At 63.5% G+C, this 16,601-nt stretch carries 15 protein-coding genes; 5 read left to right on the top strand and 10 right to left on the bottom strand.

Features of this window, described 5'->3' with window-relative positions; all coding sequences use genetic code 11:
* Positions 1 to 311 precede the first annotated feature (311 nt).
* The gene (locus ACK1U9_RS19740) at positions 312 to 1,208 is read left to right on the top strand and encodes a formate/nitrite transporter family protein (RefSeq protein WP_046614705.1); all 897 of its coding nucleotides are present in this window, start codon (positions 312 to 314) and stop codon (positions 1,206 to 1,208) included.
* Between the two features lie 3 nt (positions 1,209 to 1,211).
* Here the strand turns inward: ACK1U9_RS19740 and ACK1U9_RS19745 are convergent, their stop codons facing one another.
* Positions 1,212 to 2,303, bottom strand: a complete 1,092-nt coding sequence (locus ACK1U9_RS19745) for an MBL fold metallo-hydrolase (RefSeq protein ID WP_449110125.1) — start codon at positions 2,301 to 2,303, stop codon at positions 1,212 to 1,214.
* 130 nt (positions 2,304 to 2,433) lie between these two features.
* On the opposite strand from ACK1U9_RS19745, the gene ACK1U9_RS19750 reads away from it, so the two are divergent.
* Together ACK1U9_RS19750 and ACK1U9_RS19755 are read left to right on the top strand one after the other, a co-directional pair.
* Positions 2,434 to 3,507: a diguanylate cyclase gene (locus ACK1U9_RS19750; protein ID WP_046614838.1), complete on the top strand. Its 1,074-nt coding sequence runs from the start codon at positions 2,434 to 2,436 to the stop codon at positions 3,505 to 3,507.
* Positions 3,508 to 3,558: 51 nt separating this feature from the next.
* The gene (locus ACK1U9_RS19755; RefSeq protein WP_322492478.1) at positions 3,559 to 6,144 is read left to right on the top strand and encodes a bifunctional diguanylate cyclase/phosphodiesterase; all 2,586 of its coding nucleotides are present in this window, start codon (positions 3,559 to 3,561) and stop codon (positions 6,142 to 6,144) included.
* A gap of 179 nt (positions 6,145 to 6,323) precedes the next feature.
* Here the strand turns inward: ACK1U9_RS19755 and ACK1U9_RS19760 are convergent, their stop codons facing one another.
* The gene (locus tag ACK1U9_RS19760) at positions 6,324 to 6,659 is read right to left on the bottom strand and encodes a DUF2025 family protein (RefSeq protein WP_085601528.1); all 336 of its coding nucleotides are present in this window, start codon (positions 6,657 to 6,659) and stop codon (positions 6,324 to 6,326) included.
* A 123-nt stretch (positions 6,660 to 6,782) separates the two neighbouring features.
* Positions 6,783 to 7,691, bottom strand: coding sequence for a LysR family transcriptional regulator (locus tag ACK1U9_RS19765; RefSeq protein WP_449110126.1), 909 nt, complete (start codon positions 7,689 to 7,691; stop codon positions 6,783 to 6,785).
* A 111-nt stretch (positions 7,692 to 7,802) separates the two neighbouring features.
* Between ACK1U9_RS19765 and ACK1U9_RS19770 the strand changes: the two genes are divergently transcribed.
* Positions 7,803 to 8,561, top strand: a complete 759-nt coding sequence (locus tag ACK1U9_RS19770) for an SDR family NAD(P)-dependent oxidoreductase (protein ID WP_046614710.1) — start codon at positions 7,803 to 7,805, stop codon at positions 8,559 to 8,561.
* Between the two features lie 142 nt (positions 8,562 to 8,703).
* Here the strand turns inward: ACK1U9_RS19770 and ACK1U9_RS19775 are convergent, their stop codons facing one another.
* The 7 genes from ACK1U9_RS19775 to ACK1U9_RS19805 all read right to left on the bottom strand — a co-directional run bounded on the left by ACK1U9_RS19775 (position 8,704) and on the right by ACK1U9_RS19805 (position 13,518).
* Positions 8,704 to 9,573, bottom strand: a complete 870-nt coding sequence (locus ACK1U9_RS19775) for an efflux RND transporter periplasmic adaptor subunit (RefSeq protein WP_085601530.1) — start codon at positions 9,571 to 9,573, stop codon at positions 8,704 to 8,706.
* A gap of 12 nt (positions 9,574 to 9,585) precedes the next feature.
* Positions 9,586 to 9,792 carry a DUF1656 domain-containing protein gene (locus tag ACK1U9_RS19780; protein WP_046614712.1) on the bottom strand — a complete coding sequence of 69 codons (207 nt, stop codon included), beginning with the start codon at positions 9,790 to 9,792 and terminating at the stop codon, positions 9,586 to 9,588.
* Positions 9,779 to 11,767 carry an FUSC family protein gene (locus ACK1U9_RS19785; RefSeq protein ID WP_046614713.1) on the bottom strand — a complete coding sequence of 663 codons (1,989 nt, stop codon included), beginning with the start codon at positions 11,765 to 11,767 and terminating at the stop codon, positions 9,779 to 9,781. Before ACK1U9_RS19785 ends, ACK1U9_RS19780 begins: the two co-directional genes overlap by 14 nt.
* Positions 11,768 to 11,948: 181 nt before the next feature.
* Entirely contained in the window at positions 11,949 to 12,065 is a 117-nt protein-coding gene (ccoM, locus tag ACK1U9_RS19790) for a cytochrome c oxidase subunit CcoM (protein WP_025340347.1), read from the bottom strand.
* Between the two features lie 135 nt (positions 12,066 to 12,200).
* Positions 12,201 to 12,362, bottom strand: a complete 162-nt coding sequence (locus tag ACK1U9_RS19795; RefSeq protein WP_178081805.1) for a hypothetical protein — start codon at positions 12,360 to 12,362, stop codon at positions 12,201 to 12,203.
* A 67-nt stretch (positions 12,363 to 12,429) separates the two neighbouring features.
* On the bottom strand, positions 12,430 to 12,759 hold the full coding sequence (locus ACK1U9_RS19800) for an aspartate-semialdehyde dehydrogenase (protein WP_085601531.1): 330 nt from the start codon (positions 12,757 to 12,759) through the stop codon (positions 12,430 to 12,432).
* A gap of 63 nt (positions 12,760 to 12,822) precedes the next feature.
* A complete protein-coding gene (locus ACK1U9_RS19805; protein WP_085601532.1) occupies positions 12,823 to 13,518 on the bottom strand; it encodes a M949_RS01915 family surface polysaccharide biosynthesis protein in 696 nt (231 codons plus the stop codon).
* Positions 13,519 to 13,679: 161 nt separating this feature from the next.
* On the opposite strand from ACK1U9_RS19805, the gene rapA reads away from it, so the two are divergent.
* Positions 13,680 to 16,526, top strand: a complete 2,847-nt coding sequence (gene rapA / locus ACK1U9_RS19810) for an RNA polymerase-associated protein RapA (protein ID WP_108481882.1) — start codon at positions 13,680 to 13,682, stop codon at positions 16,524 to 16,526.
* Positions 16,527 to 16,601 lie beyond the last annotated feature (75 nt).

Raw genomic sequence — 16,601 nt, forward strand, 5'->3', positions numbered from 1 at the left:
TTTGTTAAAGAGCGTTTGGTTAAGAGCGTTTCGTCTCAACCGAGGCGCGCATTCTACGCTTTCCTCACTTGCTGTCAAGCGTTTGTTTTGAAGTTTTTTACAACCGGTTTCTTTCGAAACCCTTAAACCTCAACAACTTACCGCTTGCCTCGAAGCGTTCAACGCTGCGAGGAGGCGAATAATACGCGCTTTGAGATCAGAGTCAACACCTTGATCTGAAAAAACTTTCTGCCGACGTTTTACTTCCGTCGGCAACTAATGAAAGCGCCGCGAATCTGTAGAGAAACCCCACCCAATGGAGCGTAGCGGCCATGAGCGATGCGCAAAGCGAGAAAACGCCGGGCCTGTCGGCGGACGAGGAGCAGGAAGTCAGCCTCAGTCAGCCGCCCCGAGCGGCAGTACTGCACGAGATCATTCGTTACCAAGGCGATCAGGAGCTGGAACGTACACTCGCCGCACTATGGTGGTCGGCACTCGCCGCGGGCTTGTCCATGGGGCTGTCGCTCATGGCCATGGGCCTGTTCTACGCCCGCCTGCCGGAGGGGGACAGCGCTCAGGTGGTCGCCAGCATCGGCTATAGCGCAGGCTTCCTTGCAGTGATACTGGCGCGTCAGCAGCTGTTCACCGAAAACACCCTGACCGCCGTGTTGCCGGTAATGACTGCCCCTACCCTGGCCAACTTCGGGCGCCTGCTTCGCCTTTGGAGCGTTGTACTGCTTGGCAACCTCGCCGGCACCTTGCTGGTGGCCTGGGTAATGCTGGAACTGCCGATCTTCGACAGCAAGACCGACGTGGCCTTCCTGGAGGTAGGCCGCAAGGTCATGAAGAACGATATCAGCCAGATGTTCGCCAAAGGCATCGTATCGGGGTGGATGATCGCCACCATGGTCTGGATGATCCCGTCGATGGAACACGCCAAGATCTGGATCATCCTGATGATCACCTACCTGATGGCCCTGGGAGACTTCACCCATATCGTGGTCGGCTCGGTCGAGGTGTCCTATCTGGTCTGGGCCGGCGATGAAACCTGGAGCAGCTTCTGGCTTGAGTTCGCCCTGCCGACACTGGCGGGCAACATCATCGGCGGCAGCTTCATCTTCGGCTTGATCAGCCATGCACAGGTGCGCAGCGACAGCGGCAAACCGCCCTCACGGCTACTGAAAGAGGACCAGCCACCCTCCCCGCGCCGCAACAACGGCAACAAATGAACTTCAGCGTGCCGCTACCACGCGCTCGTTCGCCTGGCCGCGCGGACGCACAGGCCGCGGCTGCCACCAGTTCTGCCCGGCGTGCGGAGAATCAAGACTGACGCGCTCTCCCATCTGCGGTGTGCTCAGGCGCACCTGTGCCTGGTTGGCCAGCGCCAGGATGCGCTCGAAGGGCTCCTGCCAGCCGTGGATGGACAGGTCGAAGGTGCCATTGTGAATCGGCAACAGCCAGCGCCCGCGTAGATCCAGATGAGCCTGCAGGCTCTGCTCCGGCTGCATGTGCACATCGGGCCAGGCGACATTGTAGGCCCCGGTCTCGATCAGGGTCAGGTCGAACGGCCCGAATCGCTCGCCAATCTGCTTGAACCCATCGAAGTAGCCGGTATCACCACTGAAGAATACCCGCACATCCTCGTCGACGATCACCCAAGACGCCCACAAGGTCCGGTTGCTGTCCAGCAGCCCACGCCCGGAAAAGTGCTGGGCGGGGGTGGCGACAAAGCGCACGCCCTCGACCTCGCTTTCCTGCCACCAATCCAGCTGCCGCACCTTTGCCGGAGCCACGCCCCAGCTCATCAGCAGGTTGCCTACGCCCAGCGGGGCCAGGAACACACTCGTGCGCGGTGACAGTTGGCGAATCGCCTGTTCGTCCAGATGATCGAAGTGATCATGGGACAGTACCACCGCAGCCAACGGCGGCAACTGGTCCAGCGCCAGGGGCGGCGCATGGAAGCGCAGTGGGCCGGCCCATTGCACCGGCGAGGCACGCTCGGCGAACACCGGGTCGGTAACAAAGAAGCGCCCGCGCAGCTTGAGCAATACCGTGGAATGGCCAAGGCGCCAAAGGCTGCGGTCAGGTGCGTCGAGCACCTGCTGGCGGGTCATGGGCTGGAGGCTGACCGGTGTGGTCGGCCGGGTCTCCGGCGGCTTGCGCAGGAACAGGTACTTGAGCCCGATGCGCAGCTTCTTCAATACGCCATCCGGTGGCAATGACGCCTGATTGTGAAAACGCCCTTCCCGCTGGGGCGCCGGCTCGCCGGCAGAGTTGGCCAAAGGGACCATCAGCAACACTCCTAGCAACAGGAAAGCGTTCATGCTACCTCACAGTGATCGGATCAACCGTGAATTGGCTTGTAAGGTCATTTTTCGTTGATGAAACACTGTTCAACAATATTCATGCGAGTTATGCGATAAACGGTGCTTCAGCAGAAGAACGATGACCAATATGGATAAACGCAGCGGCAAAGGACTTTCATTCGCCAAACGCATCTACCTGCCGCGTGCCATCGGCCTGGGGATCGGCCTGTTCAGCGTCATGGCCGCCATTGCGCCGCTGTCACCGCCCACATGGGCATGGCTGCTGCTACTGTTCAACGGCTTGTTGTGGCCGCATGTGGCCTACTTGTGGGCCACCCGTTCGGCCGGGCCCTATCAGGCAGAACAGCGCAACTTGGTACTGGACTCCCTGATGGGTGGGTTCTGGACCGCCGCCATGCATTTCAATCCATTGCCCAGCGTGACAGTGCTGTCGATGATGACCATGAACAACGTCGCCGCCGGCGGCAAACGCATGGTCGTTCGCGGGGTGCTGGCCCAGCTGGCGGGCATGCTCGTCGCCATCCTGCTGCTGGGCCCCGGGCTGCAACTGAACGCGACGCCACTGCAGGTCTATGCCTGCCTGCCGATGCTGACCCTATACCCGCTGGCGCTGGGCTGGGTCTGCTACAAGTTGGCGATCAAGCTGGCCGACCACAAGCGCCGGCTGAGCGCCCTGAGCCTCACCGACAGCCTGACCGGCCTGCTCAACCACGGCGCCTGGAAGGACCTGCTGCTGCTGAAGTTCCAGGCTTGCCAGCAGCAACACGAGCACGCGGTGATTGCCCTGATCGACATCGACCACTTCAAGACCATCAACGACACCTTCGGCCACGTGGTCGGCGATTGTGTGCTGCGCCAGCTCGGCGCCGAGGTGCGGCACAATCTGCGCGAAGGCGACCAGGCCGGTCGCTACGGCGGTGACGAATTCTGCGTGATCCTGCCAGATACCAGCGAAGCCCAGGCCTGCCAGGCCATGGAGCGCCTGCGCGAGCGGGTCGCCAACTACCGCAACCCGCAATTGCCGCACCTGCGCATCAGCCTGAGTATCGGCCTTTCGGCATTCGAGGCCGACCTGGAGTCACCCGAGCACTGGCTCGAACAGGCGGACAAGGCGCTTTACACTGCCAAGCATGCGGGGCGCGACCAGGTCAATTTTGCCCGCAGCGACGCTGCGGCGCTCAGGCTGGCCTATCCTGATTGAACCTCCTTCCTGACTGACTGGCGGGAGGCTGCCTGAAGGAGCCGCTCGCGCATGGCCAGGACCGCCAACCTCCCACCCGCCAGCCCTGCACCGCGCTTCCAGGTGCGTCGACTGATCGCCGGTTTCAGCGCAATTTTCGGCCTGGCCTGCCTGGTCATCCTCGGCGCCCTGTTCAATATCGCAGGTACTCTTGACCATCAGGAGCGCCAGCGCAGTGCCTCTCAGGCAAACAAGGCGCTGGAGCAACGGCTGCTAGCCTCGCGCCAGTTCCTGTCCAGCTACGCCGTGTGGGATGCCGCCTTCGAACACCTGGCGGGCCAGGCCGACTGGAAATGGGCCTATGAAGAAAAGAACGTGGGCGAGTCGCTGTACAGCGCCAGCGGCTATGAAGGCGTGTTCGTGGTGGAGGACGCACGTACCACCTACGGCTTGTTCAAAGGCAAGCCTACCCAGGCGGCGGCCGGTACTTATATTGATGCAGCGCTGCAGCCAATCATCGACCAGGCCCGGGCGGCGGCCATCACCCGTGAACAGATCACCCAATTCGTCCTGTTCAACGGCTGGCCGGCAGTGCTCAGTGCCGCGGCGGTACGCCCGGACCGGGATGTGACCGATAGCGAGGTGCGCCAGGCACCGGTGATGCTGTTCGTCGACCAGCTCACCGAGGAAAAACTGGCGCTGTTGAGCAGCAATGCCGGCCTGACCGGCATGCATGTGGAAAACGATGATGCGGGGGAGCACGGCCACCTGCGCATCGACCTCGGCGATACCGGCTACCACTTGTCCTGGAGCAGCCCGCTGCCGGGGCATCAGCTGCTGCGGGCAGTGTTGCCGCCGCTGGCGGGTGCCTTGCTGATACTCGGCCTGGTCATGCTGTACCTGTTCCGCCATGCCTTGCGCAGTTCGCGGGCGATAGACCTCACGCTCGCCGATCTGCAGCAGAGCAACCAGGCCCTGGAGGCCAGTGAACAACGTTTTCGCGCGGTGGCCGAGTCGGCCTCCGACTGGATCTGGGAAACCGATCGACAACAACGCCTGACCTACCTTTCGCAACGCTTTGTCAACGTCACTGGCTACTCGGTGGACGACTGGCTCGGCCACCCGCTCAATCAGTTGCTGGCCTGCGATACCACGCCGCTCTCGCCGTGGCTGGATGCCTTGGCCGTGGCCGATCCGCAACAACTGGCCAACTTGCGCTGCACCTACCGCGACCAGAATGGCCAGAGCCGCTACTGCCGGATTTCGGCCCGTGCCATCTGTTACGACGGCAAGCCTGTGGGATTTCGCGGCACCGCCAGCGACATCACCGATGAAGTCGACGCTCATGCGCGCATCCAGCACCTTTCGCTGCACGACCCGCTGACCGGGCTGGCCAACCGCAACAAGCTCGCCCGGCACCTCGAGCAAGCCCTGTTGCGCGGCAGTGATTCACCGCCACTGACCTTGCTGCTGCTGGACCTGGACAATTTCAAGCCTATCAACGACTCCCTTGGCCATACCGCCGGCGACGCCGTGCTGCAGGAAGTAGCGACCCGCCTGCGCGACAGCACCCGCGATGGCGACCTGGTCGCGCGCCTGGGCGGCGACGAATTCCTCCTGGTGCTCGGCGGCATGGACAACCGCAGTGAGATCGACCGTTTCTGTGCCCGCCTGATCGCCCTGCTGCAGCAACCGATCATCTTCGACAACCAGCCGCTGCACGTCGGCGCCAGCATCGGTGTCGCCCAGACCCGTACCCAGGGCTTCGATGCCGGTGAGCTGATCCGCTGCGCCGATATCGCCCTGTACCAGGCCAAGGCCGATGGCAAGAACACCTGGCGTTATTTCGCTGCCGAAATGAACCAGCAGATCCAGTACCGCCGCCAACTGGAGAACGACATGCGGCGGGCCCTGCGCAACCAGGAGTTCGAGCTGCACTACCAGCCGCGCTACCGCCTCAGCGACCTGCGCATCGTCGCGGTCGAGGCTTTGCTGCGCTGGCAGCATCCGCAGGAGGGGTTGCTGGGGCCGGACACCTTCATTCCGTTGGCCGAACAGAGTGACATCATTGTTGCGCTGGGCCGCTGGGTGCTGCGCGAAGCCTGCCGCACTGCCCATGACTGGCCTGCCGATGTACTGATTTCCGTGAACCTGTCACCGGCGCAGTTCCTGCGTAGCGATGTGGTGGCCGATGTACGCGAGATCCTGCTGGAAACCGCCTTCCCTGCTCAGCGCCTGGAGCTGGAAATTACCGAGAACGTGATGCTCAACGACATCGAAGGCGCGCTGGGCACCATGCTGTCGCTCAAGGAGCTGGGCGTACGCCTTAACATGGACGACTTCGGCACCGGCTACTCGTCGCTGGGCTACCTGCGCACCTACCCGTTCGACAGCATAAAGATCGACAAACGCTTCATCGGCGGGCTGAACAACACCGCCGGCAGCGACCGCGCCGTGGTCCAGGCCATCATCAACCTGGGCGAAGCGATGGGGCTGACGGTGACGGCCGAAGGGGTGGAAAGCGAGCAGCAGCTCAGGGCACTGCAGAAGGACCGTTGTCATGAAGTGCAGGGCTATTACCTGAGCAGGCCGCTGGACAGTGCGGCGCTCGAGGCGTTGCTGCAGCAGGCATCTCAGCGTTCGACACCCTCCCTGTAGCGCGTGGAGGTAACCGTCTTGTCCAGGTTTGATACTTGCACCCCCCCTGTGGGAGCGGGTTCACCCGCGAAGAATGCGACGCGGTATATGGCACCGGCTTCGCCGGTGTTCGCGGGTGATCCCCCTCCCACAGTGATCGTCCAGGTTTTCGGTATTCGAGCGAGGCAGTTACTCCGCTATTACAGAGCGGACTTCCGCTGCAAACTGCGCTCTGCCACGATTTCCGGCAGGTCGCGCCGGCGCAGGTAGGTGCGCAGCGGTTCACCGATGTTCAAACGGTCATCCACATGCTGCTCCAGCAACAGCGCCAGCCGTTCGCGGCACAGGGCCATGCGCTGCCCTTGCTCGGGCCGCCAGACAAACTCGCAGCAGGGCGTGATGCTGGCATCGGCCACATCCATGCCGAACGAATCTTCGGAAAAACGCACAATATGCGCACCGCGCTTGCCATGAAAACCGACAAAGCCCTTGAGCTGGTCGGCTGCGTTGCAGATGTCCTGGGAAGTGATGGCCATGACGTAACCTCGCAATTCAATCGGAAGATACGCACGCCAGGCGGGGAGAGGTTGCCTCTGCCGGGCAACTCGTGACCGGCAGCCTAACGCAAGCCGTGGCACAGGCGCCACGCTTTTCATCGATCAGCGGCCACCGTCAACCTGCGAATGCAGCACCTCGCCCAACCACTGCATGAACGCCTGCACCCTACGTGGCACGTGTCGTTGCCGGGCATACAGCAGTGACACGGGCATGGCCGGGGCCTGCCAGCCTTCCAGTACCGAAACCAGCTCACCGCGCTGCAGGTGCTCGGCCACGCCCACAGCTGGCACCTGGATCAGCCCCAGCCCTGCCAGGCAGGCCGCCGAGTAAGCCTCGGCATTGTTGACCGTGACCACACCGGCCATGGCCTGCAAGTGCAGTTCACCGTCCTGCAGGTATTCGAAACCGGTACTGCGCCCCCCCGGGGTACACACGTAATGCACCAGATAGTGCTCGGCCAGGTCCTGCAGGGTGCGCGGCACGCCATGGCGGGCAAGGTAGGCTGGGCTGGCACAGTTGCGCATGCTCAGTTGCCCGACCGGGCGCGCCACCACGTCCAGGTCATGCAGGGCACCAATGCGCATCACACAATCGAAGCCTTCACGCAGCAGGTCGACCTGGCGATCGGTGCAACTGAGCTCCACCTCCAGACGCGGGAAACGCTGTAGAAACTGCGGCAGCGCCGGGATGATGACCCGGCGGGCCATCATGGTCGGCAGGTCGACCCGCAGGCGCCCGGCAAGCTCGGCATCGTCGGCGCAAAACAGGCTCTCGATCTCATCCATCCCCGACAGCAGGTTCTTGCTGCGCTCGTAAAGCAAGGCGCCATCCTGGGTTGCCTGCACCCGGCGGGTGGTGCGGTTGAACAACTGCGTACCCAGCAAACGCTCCAGCGCCCTGACCTGCTCCGACACGGTCGAACGGGGCAGCCCCAGGCTCTCGGCAGCCAAGGTGAAACTGCTGACCTCACTGACCCGCACAAAGGTGCGCAACAACTCCAGCTTGTTCACTTGAACCTCGTCTATCCGGTTTTACCGAACAGTATTTCCATATTTGCTGGATTTAACAGCACAACCACGACCAATAGCCTGTACTCATCAGCCCACCATGAGGTTTTCACCATGACTCGCAAGATTGCCCTGATCACTGGCGCCAGCCGCGGCCTGGGCCGCAACACTGCCGAACACCTGGCCGCACGCGGTATCGATGTCATCGGCACCTACCACAGCAAGGCCGAGGAAGCCCAGGCCGTGGCCGCGCGGCTGGAGCAGGCCGGGGTCAAGGCCGCCATGCTGCAACTGGACGTCAGCGACAGCGCCAGCTTTGCCGCCTTCGCCGAACGCCTTGGAGCAACATTGCAGCAACACTTCGGTCGCGAGCGTTTCGACTTTCTGGTGAACAATGCCGGGATCGGCTTGAACGTGCCATACACCGAAACCAGCGAGGCGCAGTTCGACCAGTTGCTGAATATCCAGCTGAAAGGGCCGTTCTTCCTCACACAGCGCCTGCTGCCGCTGCTGGTCGACAATGGCCGCATCGTCAACATTTCCACCGGCCTGGCGCGCTTTGCGCTGCCGGGGTACGCCGCCTATGCCTCGATGAAGGGAGCGATGGAGGTGCTGACCCGCTACCAGGCCAAGGAACTGGGGGCGCGTGGCATCCGCGTGAACATTCTGGCGCCGGGCGCGATCGAGACTGATTTTGGCGGTGGCGTGGTGCGCGACAACCGCCAGGTGAATGAATACATTGCCGGCAACACGGCGCTGGGGCGGGTGGGCTTGCCGGATGATATCGGAGCAGCGATTGCGCTGTTGCTGGAAGATGGCAATGGCTGGATCAACGGGCAACGGCTGGAGGTTTCAGGCGGGATGTTCCTCTGAGGTCAGTTTTTCCGGGGCCGCTTTGCGGCCCATCGCGACGCAAGGCCGCTCCTAAAAGAATACGCAATCGCACGGGGAATACGCGATCGCCTGTAGGAGCGGCCTTGTGTCGCGATGGGCTGCCCAGCAGCCCCCTTGGCCCTCACGGCCGATTCTGCTCCTCATGCACCTGCACACTGGCCGTCATTCCCGCACTCAGGGTCACCCCCTCCGGCACCTGGTCCAGGCGAATCCTCACCGGTATCCGCTGCGCCAGGCGCACCCAGTTGAAGGTCGGCTCAACCTCCGGCAGCAACTGGCTGTCCGGGTTGCTGTTGCGGTCGGTGATACCACGGCTGATGCTCTCCACATGCCCTTGCATCGGCTCGCCCGCGCCCATCAGCCAAACCTTTACCGCATCCCCCACGCGAATGCGCGGCAGCTTGGTTTCCTCGAAATAGGCCTGGATATAGAAGGTTGAATCGTCCACCAGGGCCATCACCGACTCCCCGGTGTTCACATAGTTGCCCTCGGCCAGGCGCAGGTTGGTGATGTGCCCGCTACGCGGTGCACGCACCTCACTGCGCGCCAGGTTGATTTTGGCAACCTGCAACTGTGCCTCGGCCTCGTGCAACTCACCGCGGGCGATGGCCGCATTGATCTGGGCGTTTTCCCGCAATTCGGCACTGATCGCCTCCGGCCCCAGGGCAGTACGCCGGGCTGCTTCACGCTCGCGCAGGCGCAGTTGTTGGGTACGTGTCTCGGTCACTGCGCTGGCCTGGTCGAAGGCAGCCTGGAAGCGTTCGCGGTCGATGCTCATCAGCAGGTCGCCAGCCTTGACCTGCTGGTTGTCACGGACTTTCAGCTCGCGCACCCAGCCGGATACATCAGGAGCGATCACCACCACATCCGCACGCACACGGGCATCGCGGGTCCAGGGGGTGAGCATGTAGTACTGCCATAACTGATAGCCGGCAAACACGGCAAGGGCTACCACACACAAGGTGATCAGGGTACGTACGGCCGCACGCATCGAAACACTCCTTTATAAAGCTCCCAGCAGTCGCACCACCAGGAACAACACACAAACGAACAACGCCGCGTCGAACAGCGCTTCATGCCAGATCCAGCGCCCCAACGGCGTGGCCTGCACCAGCAGTCGCAGCAACCCGGTAAGTACCAGCGCCAGCAACACATAAACCAGAAAGGGACTGAACAGCACGCCGCCCACTTCCCACTCACGCAACCCCATGGGTTTCCTCCTGCCAGCGGCACCACTTGCCCCAGCTTTTCTGCAGTTGCAGCACCGCCCCTTCGGCCAACCGCAGCGGATCGCTGGAGGGTAGACGGCGCAAGGCGCCAATGAACTGTTCGCTGGCGGCATCCAGGCGCTGCCCACGCCCGGGCGCCGGCCCTTTGGCCAGCACGGCCTCTACCTGCTGCAGGTATTCGCGCTCGGCGCGCCCCAACGGAGCCTGGGCGACCGCCAGGCACATGCGCAGATGCACCAGTTCGTCGCCGATATCCAGGCCGTGCAGGCCATCGTCCCAGCGCTTGCGCTCGTTCTCGGGCAGTTCGCTGGCATGCCGCGCAAGTTGCATCAGGCGGTCGGCCATGCGCCCGCCAAACCAGCTGTCGGCCCCGCGCAGGTCGCGCCGGGTCAGGCGCACCAGGTCGTTCTGGGTCGCCGCGCGCAGGCGCCGGCCCAGCCAGGCCGGGTGGCGAAACACCAACAAACGAAAGGCCATCACCGCCGCCGACACCCCCACCAGCATGGCCAAGGCACTATTGAGCATGGTGGCCACGCCGAACTGCATGGCGTTGAGCGGCGACACCAGCACGATGAAGTGCAGGCAATAGGAGGTAGCCGTGGCCCCGGTCCGCGGGTGAGCCATGCCCAGCGCGCCAAGAAACAGCGGCACGCCCATGCCCAGGCACAGCATGGCGAAGCTGCTCCATTGCGGCAGCAGAATCTGCCCGACCAGAAATGCCGCAGGTATGGCAAGGCAGATTCCGCGCAAAAAGCTCAAGCCGATCTGCGCACCATTCTCGCGGCTGGCGAACAGGCTGCAGACCACGCAGGTCAACACCAGCCCACCCGGTGCCGAAGGCCAGGCGGTAGCCAGCCAGAAGCCGCTCATTACCAGAAAGGCCAGCGCACTGCGTGAGCCGAACAGCAAAGCCAGCGACCAGTCGCGGTGCGCGGCCAGGCCTTGGGACACATCCTTGGGCGCCCTGCCCGCTTCCACATCCTCCAGCGCCTGGCTGGCAGCCATGGCGTAATCCAGCAGCAGCGCCATGCGCGCCAGGCAGAAGTGCTCCGCCGGGCTGATCTGTTCGTCGTGGGCGGCATCCCAGATGCGCTGGCGCAGCAACAACAGGCTCGGCTGGTCGGGCTTGCCCAGCAGTGCGCGCACCTCCTCCAACCAGGGTGCCAGGCTTTCGGCCTGGCGCTCATCAAGTTGCCGCCACTGCCGGCGCACCGAACGGGAAATGCGCAGCAGCACCATCAGTTTCTGGCTCAGGCCGCGAATGGCACGAGCGCGCTGGCGCCCGCGGTTGCCTTCGAACCAGGCGTGTTCGCGTTGGCTGTCGATGGCAACGATACGCCCCAGGCTTTCCAGCAGGCCTTTGCGCGCCTCGTCTTCGCCGCCCAGCATGGCACTGGCGGCCTGCAGGCCGTTCTGCCAGGCCTGGCGGGCCTGCCCGCCCAGTTGCTGCTCTACCCGCATGGGCCAGAGCAAGGCACTGCTGGCGGTGGCACAGAAGATACCCAGGCAGATCTCGGTGCAGCGCGCCACGGCCTGGTCGAACACCTGCAACGGGTGGTCGATGGCCGGCAGGGCAATGATCGCTGCGGTGTAGCCTGCCAACACGAAGGCATAGGCCCAGGCGCTGCGCAGTTGGGTGGAGGCGGCGGTGCACAGGGCCAGCCACAGGGCCAAGGTGAGCAGGAACAGCCATGGGGTCTGGGCAAACAGGCCGATGAACAGCACCGACGCGAACGTGCCGACCAAGGTACCGGCCAACCGCGCCAGGCCCTTCTGCACCACCATGCCCGACAACGGCTGGGCGACGATGAAAGCGGTCATCAGTGCCCAGGACGGTTGCTCCAGCCCCCAGCGCATCGCCAGCCACAGCGCCAGCCCGCCACCGAGCAGGGTCTTGATGGCGAACTTGAGGGCGAGGCTGCTAGGGGCGAACAGGGCCTGGAGGGTGATGGGCACGAGACGGACCTTGCGGGGATGGTCTTGTAGAAAGATAGACAATGGTGGGAAGGATAAAGCGGAAACGATTAATTAGCTAGCTAATCATCTTATGGAGGGGACAGGCAACACAAGATTGCAGGCAAAAAAATGGGCGACCGAAGTCGCCCTAAATGCCTTGCGTGCTCGTGTACCCGGAAGGTCAGCGCGGCTTGCGCTTGTTCGAGTCCTTCCAGATGAAAATGCCCAGACCGGCAAAGAAGACGACCATCAACCCGACCGTTACCACTCCGGCGATAACCACGTTGTCGAAGAACATGCTGGCCTCCCCATTCGTTTGCCGTTGTCCGATGGGTGCACGTTAACCAATGTGGGGGCGGGGAAAATTGATCGGTGTCAATGGTGCCCGGGGCCGGGCACGCGAGGCGGGTGCAGGGTTGACCTGCGTCAAGTTTCAGCGCTTCTTCGGCTTGCCCTTGGGCTTCTTTTTCTTGGCAGTGTTCAACGGCAGGGCTTGCTCGAACGCATTGCGCATTTCGTTCAGGCGCTTTTCCTTGAGGTCGTGGATACGCTTGGCGCGTTCGGCATCGAAATCGATGAGGTTGTCTTGGCTCATGGGTGGGCTCGACGATCAACTGAGACTTGCATGATGAAGCCAGGCGCTGGCGCTGACCAGCCCCATGTCAGACTTCGATGTCCACCAGCAGCCCCTGGCGTACATGCTCGCCCATCAACGGTGCCACCGGCACGGTATTGTCGGCGTTGACCTCGTCACCCGGCATAGCACTGTAGCGTTCGTCGTCGCCCTTCTGCCGGCGTTGCTGCTGGCGGCGCTGCTCCTCACGCAGCAGCAGCGCATGCTCTTGCGGGTCACGCTGGTGCTTGAGGTCGATGGCACTTTCACCGGATGCAGGTTGCGTCGGCACCACCGGCTTGATGTCGGGTGTCGGCTTGACCGGGTCCTGTTGCGAGGTCACCGGCGCGGCACTGAGCGGAATGATCGGTGGCAGCATGGACGTTCTCCTATGCCCCCTGTATCGGCAGGCGCGGGTTTACCTTGATGGCTGGCACAACACTTATTCGGTTTCGTCGTCAGGGTCGCCGTCGCTTGGCGGGCTGGCCTCGCTCCAAGGGCGCTTGTACACCTGCTGCCAGACCGCATCCATGTGCTCGCGAAGCACCTGCGGCGCGGCCTTGAGCGAAGCGCTGTCCTCACGCTCACCGCCGATCGGCTCTTCACCCGCCGGGGTAATCAGCGACTGGCCGGTGATGCTATAGCTGGCCTGCCCTTCGCGCATCTCGATGGCGATGTCGTGCGGGTCGATGCCACCGCCGCAGAAGGCATGGCTGGCAACCGTCACCTCGGCGATGCCGTCCTTGTTCAGGTCGCCGACATCGCTGACGTCGTTATAGAAGTCCACATCCAGGTCCAGCCCCGGACAGGTGGTTTCCTGTTCGATCTGCCAGCGCGCCTTGAACGCGTCGTTTTCGGCGGTGCGTCCGTACAGCGTGGCCTTGAGTACCACCTTGTCCACTTCCTGCTCGCTTTCCGGGTCGCTGGCCTGGCCATCGCTGCGGCTCAATACCAGCAGGCCTTCACCGTCGCGGTCACGAAAGTGCACGCTCTTGATCGGCGTCTGCACGCCCAGTACCTCGAGCTGCTCGATCGGAATGGCGGGCAAGGTCTCGAAGTTTTTCTGCTCGCAGGCGGCCAGTAGCAACAGGCTGCCCACGGCCATCGAAGTGCTGATCCAGCGGTGCTTGGCAGACATGTTGATCGGGGGCCCTCGTCGGCAGCACGGTGGGGTGCGATGAAGCGGCTAGACTGTTGCTACCTATCGCACTTCGGCACCTTTCGATGCGCTCGGCACTTTGGTCTGACCGGCCGATCCGTTAACATAATCGGCTTTTTCATCGCGGGAGTTCAGGCAGTATGGCGCAGCAGTATCAACCGGGGCAACGCTGGATCAGCGACAGCGAAGCCGAGCTCGGCCTGGGTACCATCCTGGCGCAGGATGGCCGCCTGTTGACCGTGCTCTACCCGGCCACTGGCGACACCCGCCAGTATTCCCTGCGCAATGCGCCGCTGACCCGCGTGCGCTTCTCGCCAGGTGACCAGATCACCCACTTCGAAGGCTGGAAGCTGACCGTGCGCGAGGTGGAGGACATCGACGGGCTGATGGTCTACCACGGCCTGGACGGGCAGAATCAACCGCGCACGCTGCCGGAAACCCAGTTGTCGAACTTCATCCAGTTCCGCCTGGCCAGTGACCGCCTGTTCGCCGGGCAGATCGACCCGCTGTCGTGGTTCAGCCTGCGCTACAACACACTGCAGCACACCAGCAAGCAGATGCAGTCGGCGCTGTGGGGCCTGGGCGGCTGCCGCGCCCAACCCATCGCCCACCAGTTGCACATCGCCCGCGAAGTCGCCGACCGCAGCGCGCCGCGCGTCTTGCTGGCCGACGAAGTGGGCCTGGGCAAAACCATCGAGGCCGGCCTGGTGATCCACCGCCAGCTGCTGTCTGGCCGCGCCAGCCGCGTTCTGATCCTGGTACCGGAAAACCTCCAGCACCAGTGGCTGGTGGAAATGCGCCGCCGCTTCAATCTGCAGGTGGCCCTGTTCGATGCCGAGCGCTTCATCGAAAGCGACGCCAGCAACCCGTTCGAGGATGCCCAGCTGGCGCTGGTGGCCCTGGAGTGGCTGGTCGAAGACGAAAAGGCCCAGGACGCGCTGTTCGCCGCCGGCTGGGACCTGATGGTGGTGGACGAAGCCCACCACCTGGTCTGGCACGAAGACCAGGTCAGCGCCGAATACGGCCTGGTCGAACAGCTGGCCCAGGTGATCCCGGGCGTGTTGCTGCTCACGGCCACCCCCGAGCAGCTCGGCCAGGACAGCCACTTCGCCCGCCTGCGCCTGCTCGACCCCAACCGTTTCCACGACCTGGCCGCCTTCCGAGCCGAGAGCGAGCACTATCGCCCGGTGGCTGAAGCCGTACAGGAACTGCTCGACGAAGGCCGCCTGTCGCCCAAGGCCCACGCCACCATCCAGGGCTTCCTGGGAGCCGAAGGCGAAGCCCTGCTGGCCGCGGTCAGCGACGGCGATACCCAGGCCAGTGCGCGCCTGATCCGTGAGCTGCTCGACCGCCACGGCACCGGCCGCGTGCTGTTCCGTAACACCCGCGCGGCGATCCAGGGCTTCCCTGAGCGCCAGTTGCACCCATACCCACTGGCCACGCCCGAGCAGTACCGCGACCTGCCAGCCGGTGAACATGCCGAGCTGTACCCGGAAGTCGCCTTCCAGGCCCAGGGCGAGGTGGCCGACGACGAGCGCTGGTGGCGTTTCGACCCACGCGTCGACTGGCTGATCGACACCCTGAAGATGCTCAAGCGCACCAAGGTGCTGGTGATCTGCGCCCATGCCGAAACCGCGATGGACCTGGAAGACGCCCTGCGCGTGCGTTCCGGCATCCCGGCCTCGGTGTTCCATGAAGGCATGAGCATCCTCGAACGCGACCGCGCCGCTGCCTACTTCGCCGACGAAGAGTTCGGCGCGCAGGTGCTGATCTGCTCCGAGATCGGCAGCGAAGGCCGCAACTTCCAGTTTGCTCACCATCTGGTGATGTTCGACCTGCCAGCGCACCCCGACCTGCTCGAACAGCGCATCGGCCGCCTGGACCGTATCGGCCAGAAGCACACCATCCAGCTGCATATCCCGTACCTGCAGGACAGCCCGCAAGAGCGCCTGTTCCAGTGGTACCACGAAGGCCTCAACGCCTTCCTCAACACCTGCCCTACCGGCAACGCTCTGCAGCACCAGTTCGGCCCGCGCCTGCTGCCGCTGCTCGAAGGCGGCGAAATCAAGGCCTGGGAAACCCTGGTGGCCGATGCCCGAAGCGAGCGCGAGCGCCTGGAAGCCGAACTGCATACTGGCCGTGACCGCCTGCTGGAACTCAACTCCGGTGGTGCCGGCGAAGGCCAGGCGTTGGTCGAGGCCATTCTCGAACAGGACGACCAGTTCGCCCTGCCGATCTACATGGAAACCCTGTTCGACGCCTTCGGCATCGACAGCGAAGACCATTCCGAAAACGCCCTGATCCTCAAGCCAAGCGAGAAGATGCTCGACGCCAGCTTCCCATTGGGCGACGACGAAGGCGTGACCATCACCTACGACCGTGGCCAGGCCCTGTCGCGTGAGGACATGCAGTTCCTCACCTGGGAGCACCCGATGGTGCAAGGCGGCATGGACCTGGTTCTGTCCGGCTCGATGGGCAACACTGCCGTGGCGCTGATCAAGAACAAGGCGCTCAAACCCGGCACCGTGCTGCTTGAACTACTGTTCGTCAGCGAGGTGGTGGCACCGCGTAGTCTGCAACTGGGCCGTTACCTGCCACCGGCGGCGTTGCGCTGCCTGCTCGATGCCAACGGCAACGACCTGGCGTCCCGCGTGGCCTTCGAAACCCTCAACGACCAGCTCGAAAGCGTACCGCGGGCCAGCGCCAACAAGTTCGTCCAGGCCCAGCGCGACGTGCTTGCCCAGCGCATCAGCAGTGGCGAGGCCAAGGTCATGCCGGCCCACGTCGAGCGCGTGGCCGAGGCCCAGCGCCGCCTGACAGCGGAAGCCGACGAAGAGTTGGCACGTCTGATCGCGCTGCAAGCGGTCAACCCAAGCGTGCGCGACAGCGAGATCGAAGCGCTGCGCAGGCAGCGCGAAGAGGGCCTGGCGATGCTGGAAAAGGCCGCCCTGCGCCTGGAAGCCATTCGTGTGCTAGTGGCGGGCTAATACAGTTCAGAAACCGCCGCCTTTGTGGGAGCGGCCTTGTGTCGCGAAAGGGCCGCAACGCGGCCCCAGGATTGA

Source organism: Pseudomonas sp. XP1, from assembly GCF_053557675.1.

Bases quoted from the DNA above. Each gene is read 5' to 3' on its own strand.
- ACK1U9_RS19740 (WP_046614705.1), top strand. From the start codon at position 312: ATGAGCGATGCGCAAAGCGAGAAAACGCCGGGCCTGTCGGCGGACGAG.
- ACK1U9_RS19745 (WP_449110125.1), bottom strand. From the start codon at position 2,303: ATGAACGCTTTCCTGTTGCTAGGAGTGTTGCTGATGGTCCCTTTGGCC.
- ACK1U9_RS19750 (WP_046614838.1), top strand. From the start codon at position 2,434: ATGGATAAACGCAGCGGCAAAGGACTTTCATTCGCCAAACGCATCTAC.
- ACK1U9_RS19755 (WP_322492478.1), top strand. From the start codon at position 3,559: ATGGCCAGGACCGCCAACCTCCCACCCGCCAGCCCTGCACCGCGCTTC.
- ACK1U9_RS19760 (WP_085601528.1), bottom strand. From the start codon at position 6,659: ATGGCCATCACTTCCCAGGACATCTGCAACGCAGCCGACCAGCTCAAG.
- ACK1U9_RS19770 (WP_046614710.1), top strand. From the start codon at position 7,803: ATGACTCGCAAGATTGCCCTGATCACTGGCGCCAGCCGCGGCCTGGGC.
- ACK1U9_RS19775 (WP_085601530.1), bottom strand. From the start codon at position 9,573: ATGCGTGCGGCCGTACGTACCCTGATCACCTTGTGTGTGGTAGCCCTT.
- ACK1U9_RS19780 (WP_046614712.1), bottom strand. From the start codon at position 9,792: ATGGGGTTGCGTGAGTGGGAAGTGGGCGGCGTGCTGTTCAGTCCCTTT.
- ccoM (WP_025340347.1), bottom strand. From the start codon at position 12,065: ATGTTCTTCGACAACGTGGTTATCGCCGGAGTGGTAACGGTCGGGTTG.
- ACK1U9_RS19795 (WP_178081805.1), bottom strand. From the start codon at position 12,362: ATGAGCCAAGACAACCTCATCGATTTCGATGCCGAACGCGCCAAGCGT.
- ACK1U9_RS19800 (WP_085601531.1), bottom strand. From the start codon at position 12,759: ATGCTGCCACCGATCATTCCGCTCAGTGCCGCGCCGGTGACCTCGCAA.
- ACK1U9_RS19805 (WP_085601532.1), bottom strand. From the start codon at position 13,518: ATGTCTGCCAAGCACCGCTGGATCAGCACTTCGATGGCCGTGGGCAGC.
- rapA (WP_108481882.1), top strand. From the start codon at position 13,680: ATGGCGCAGCAGTATCAACCGGGGCAACGCTGGATCAGCGACAGCGAA.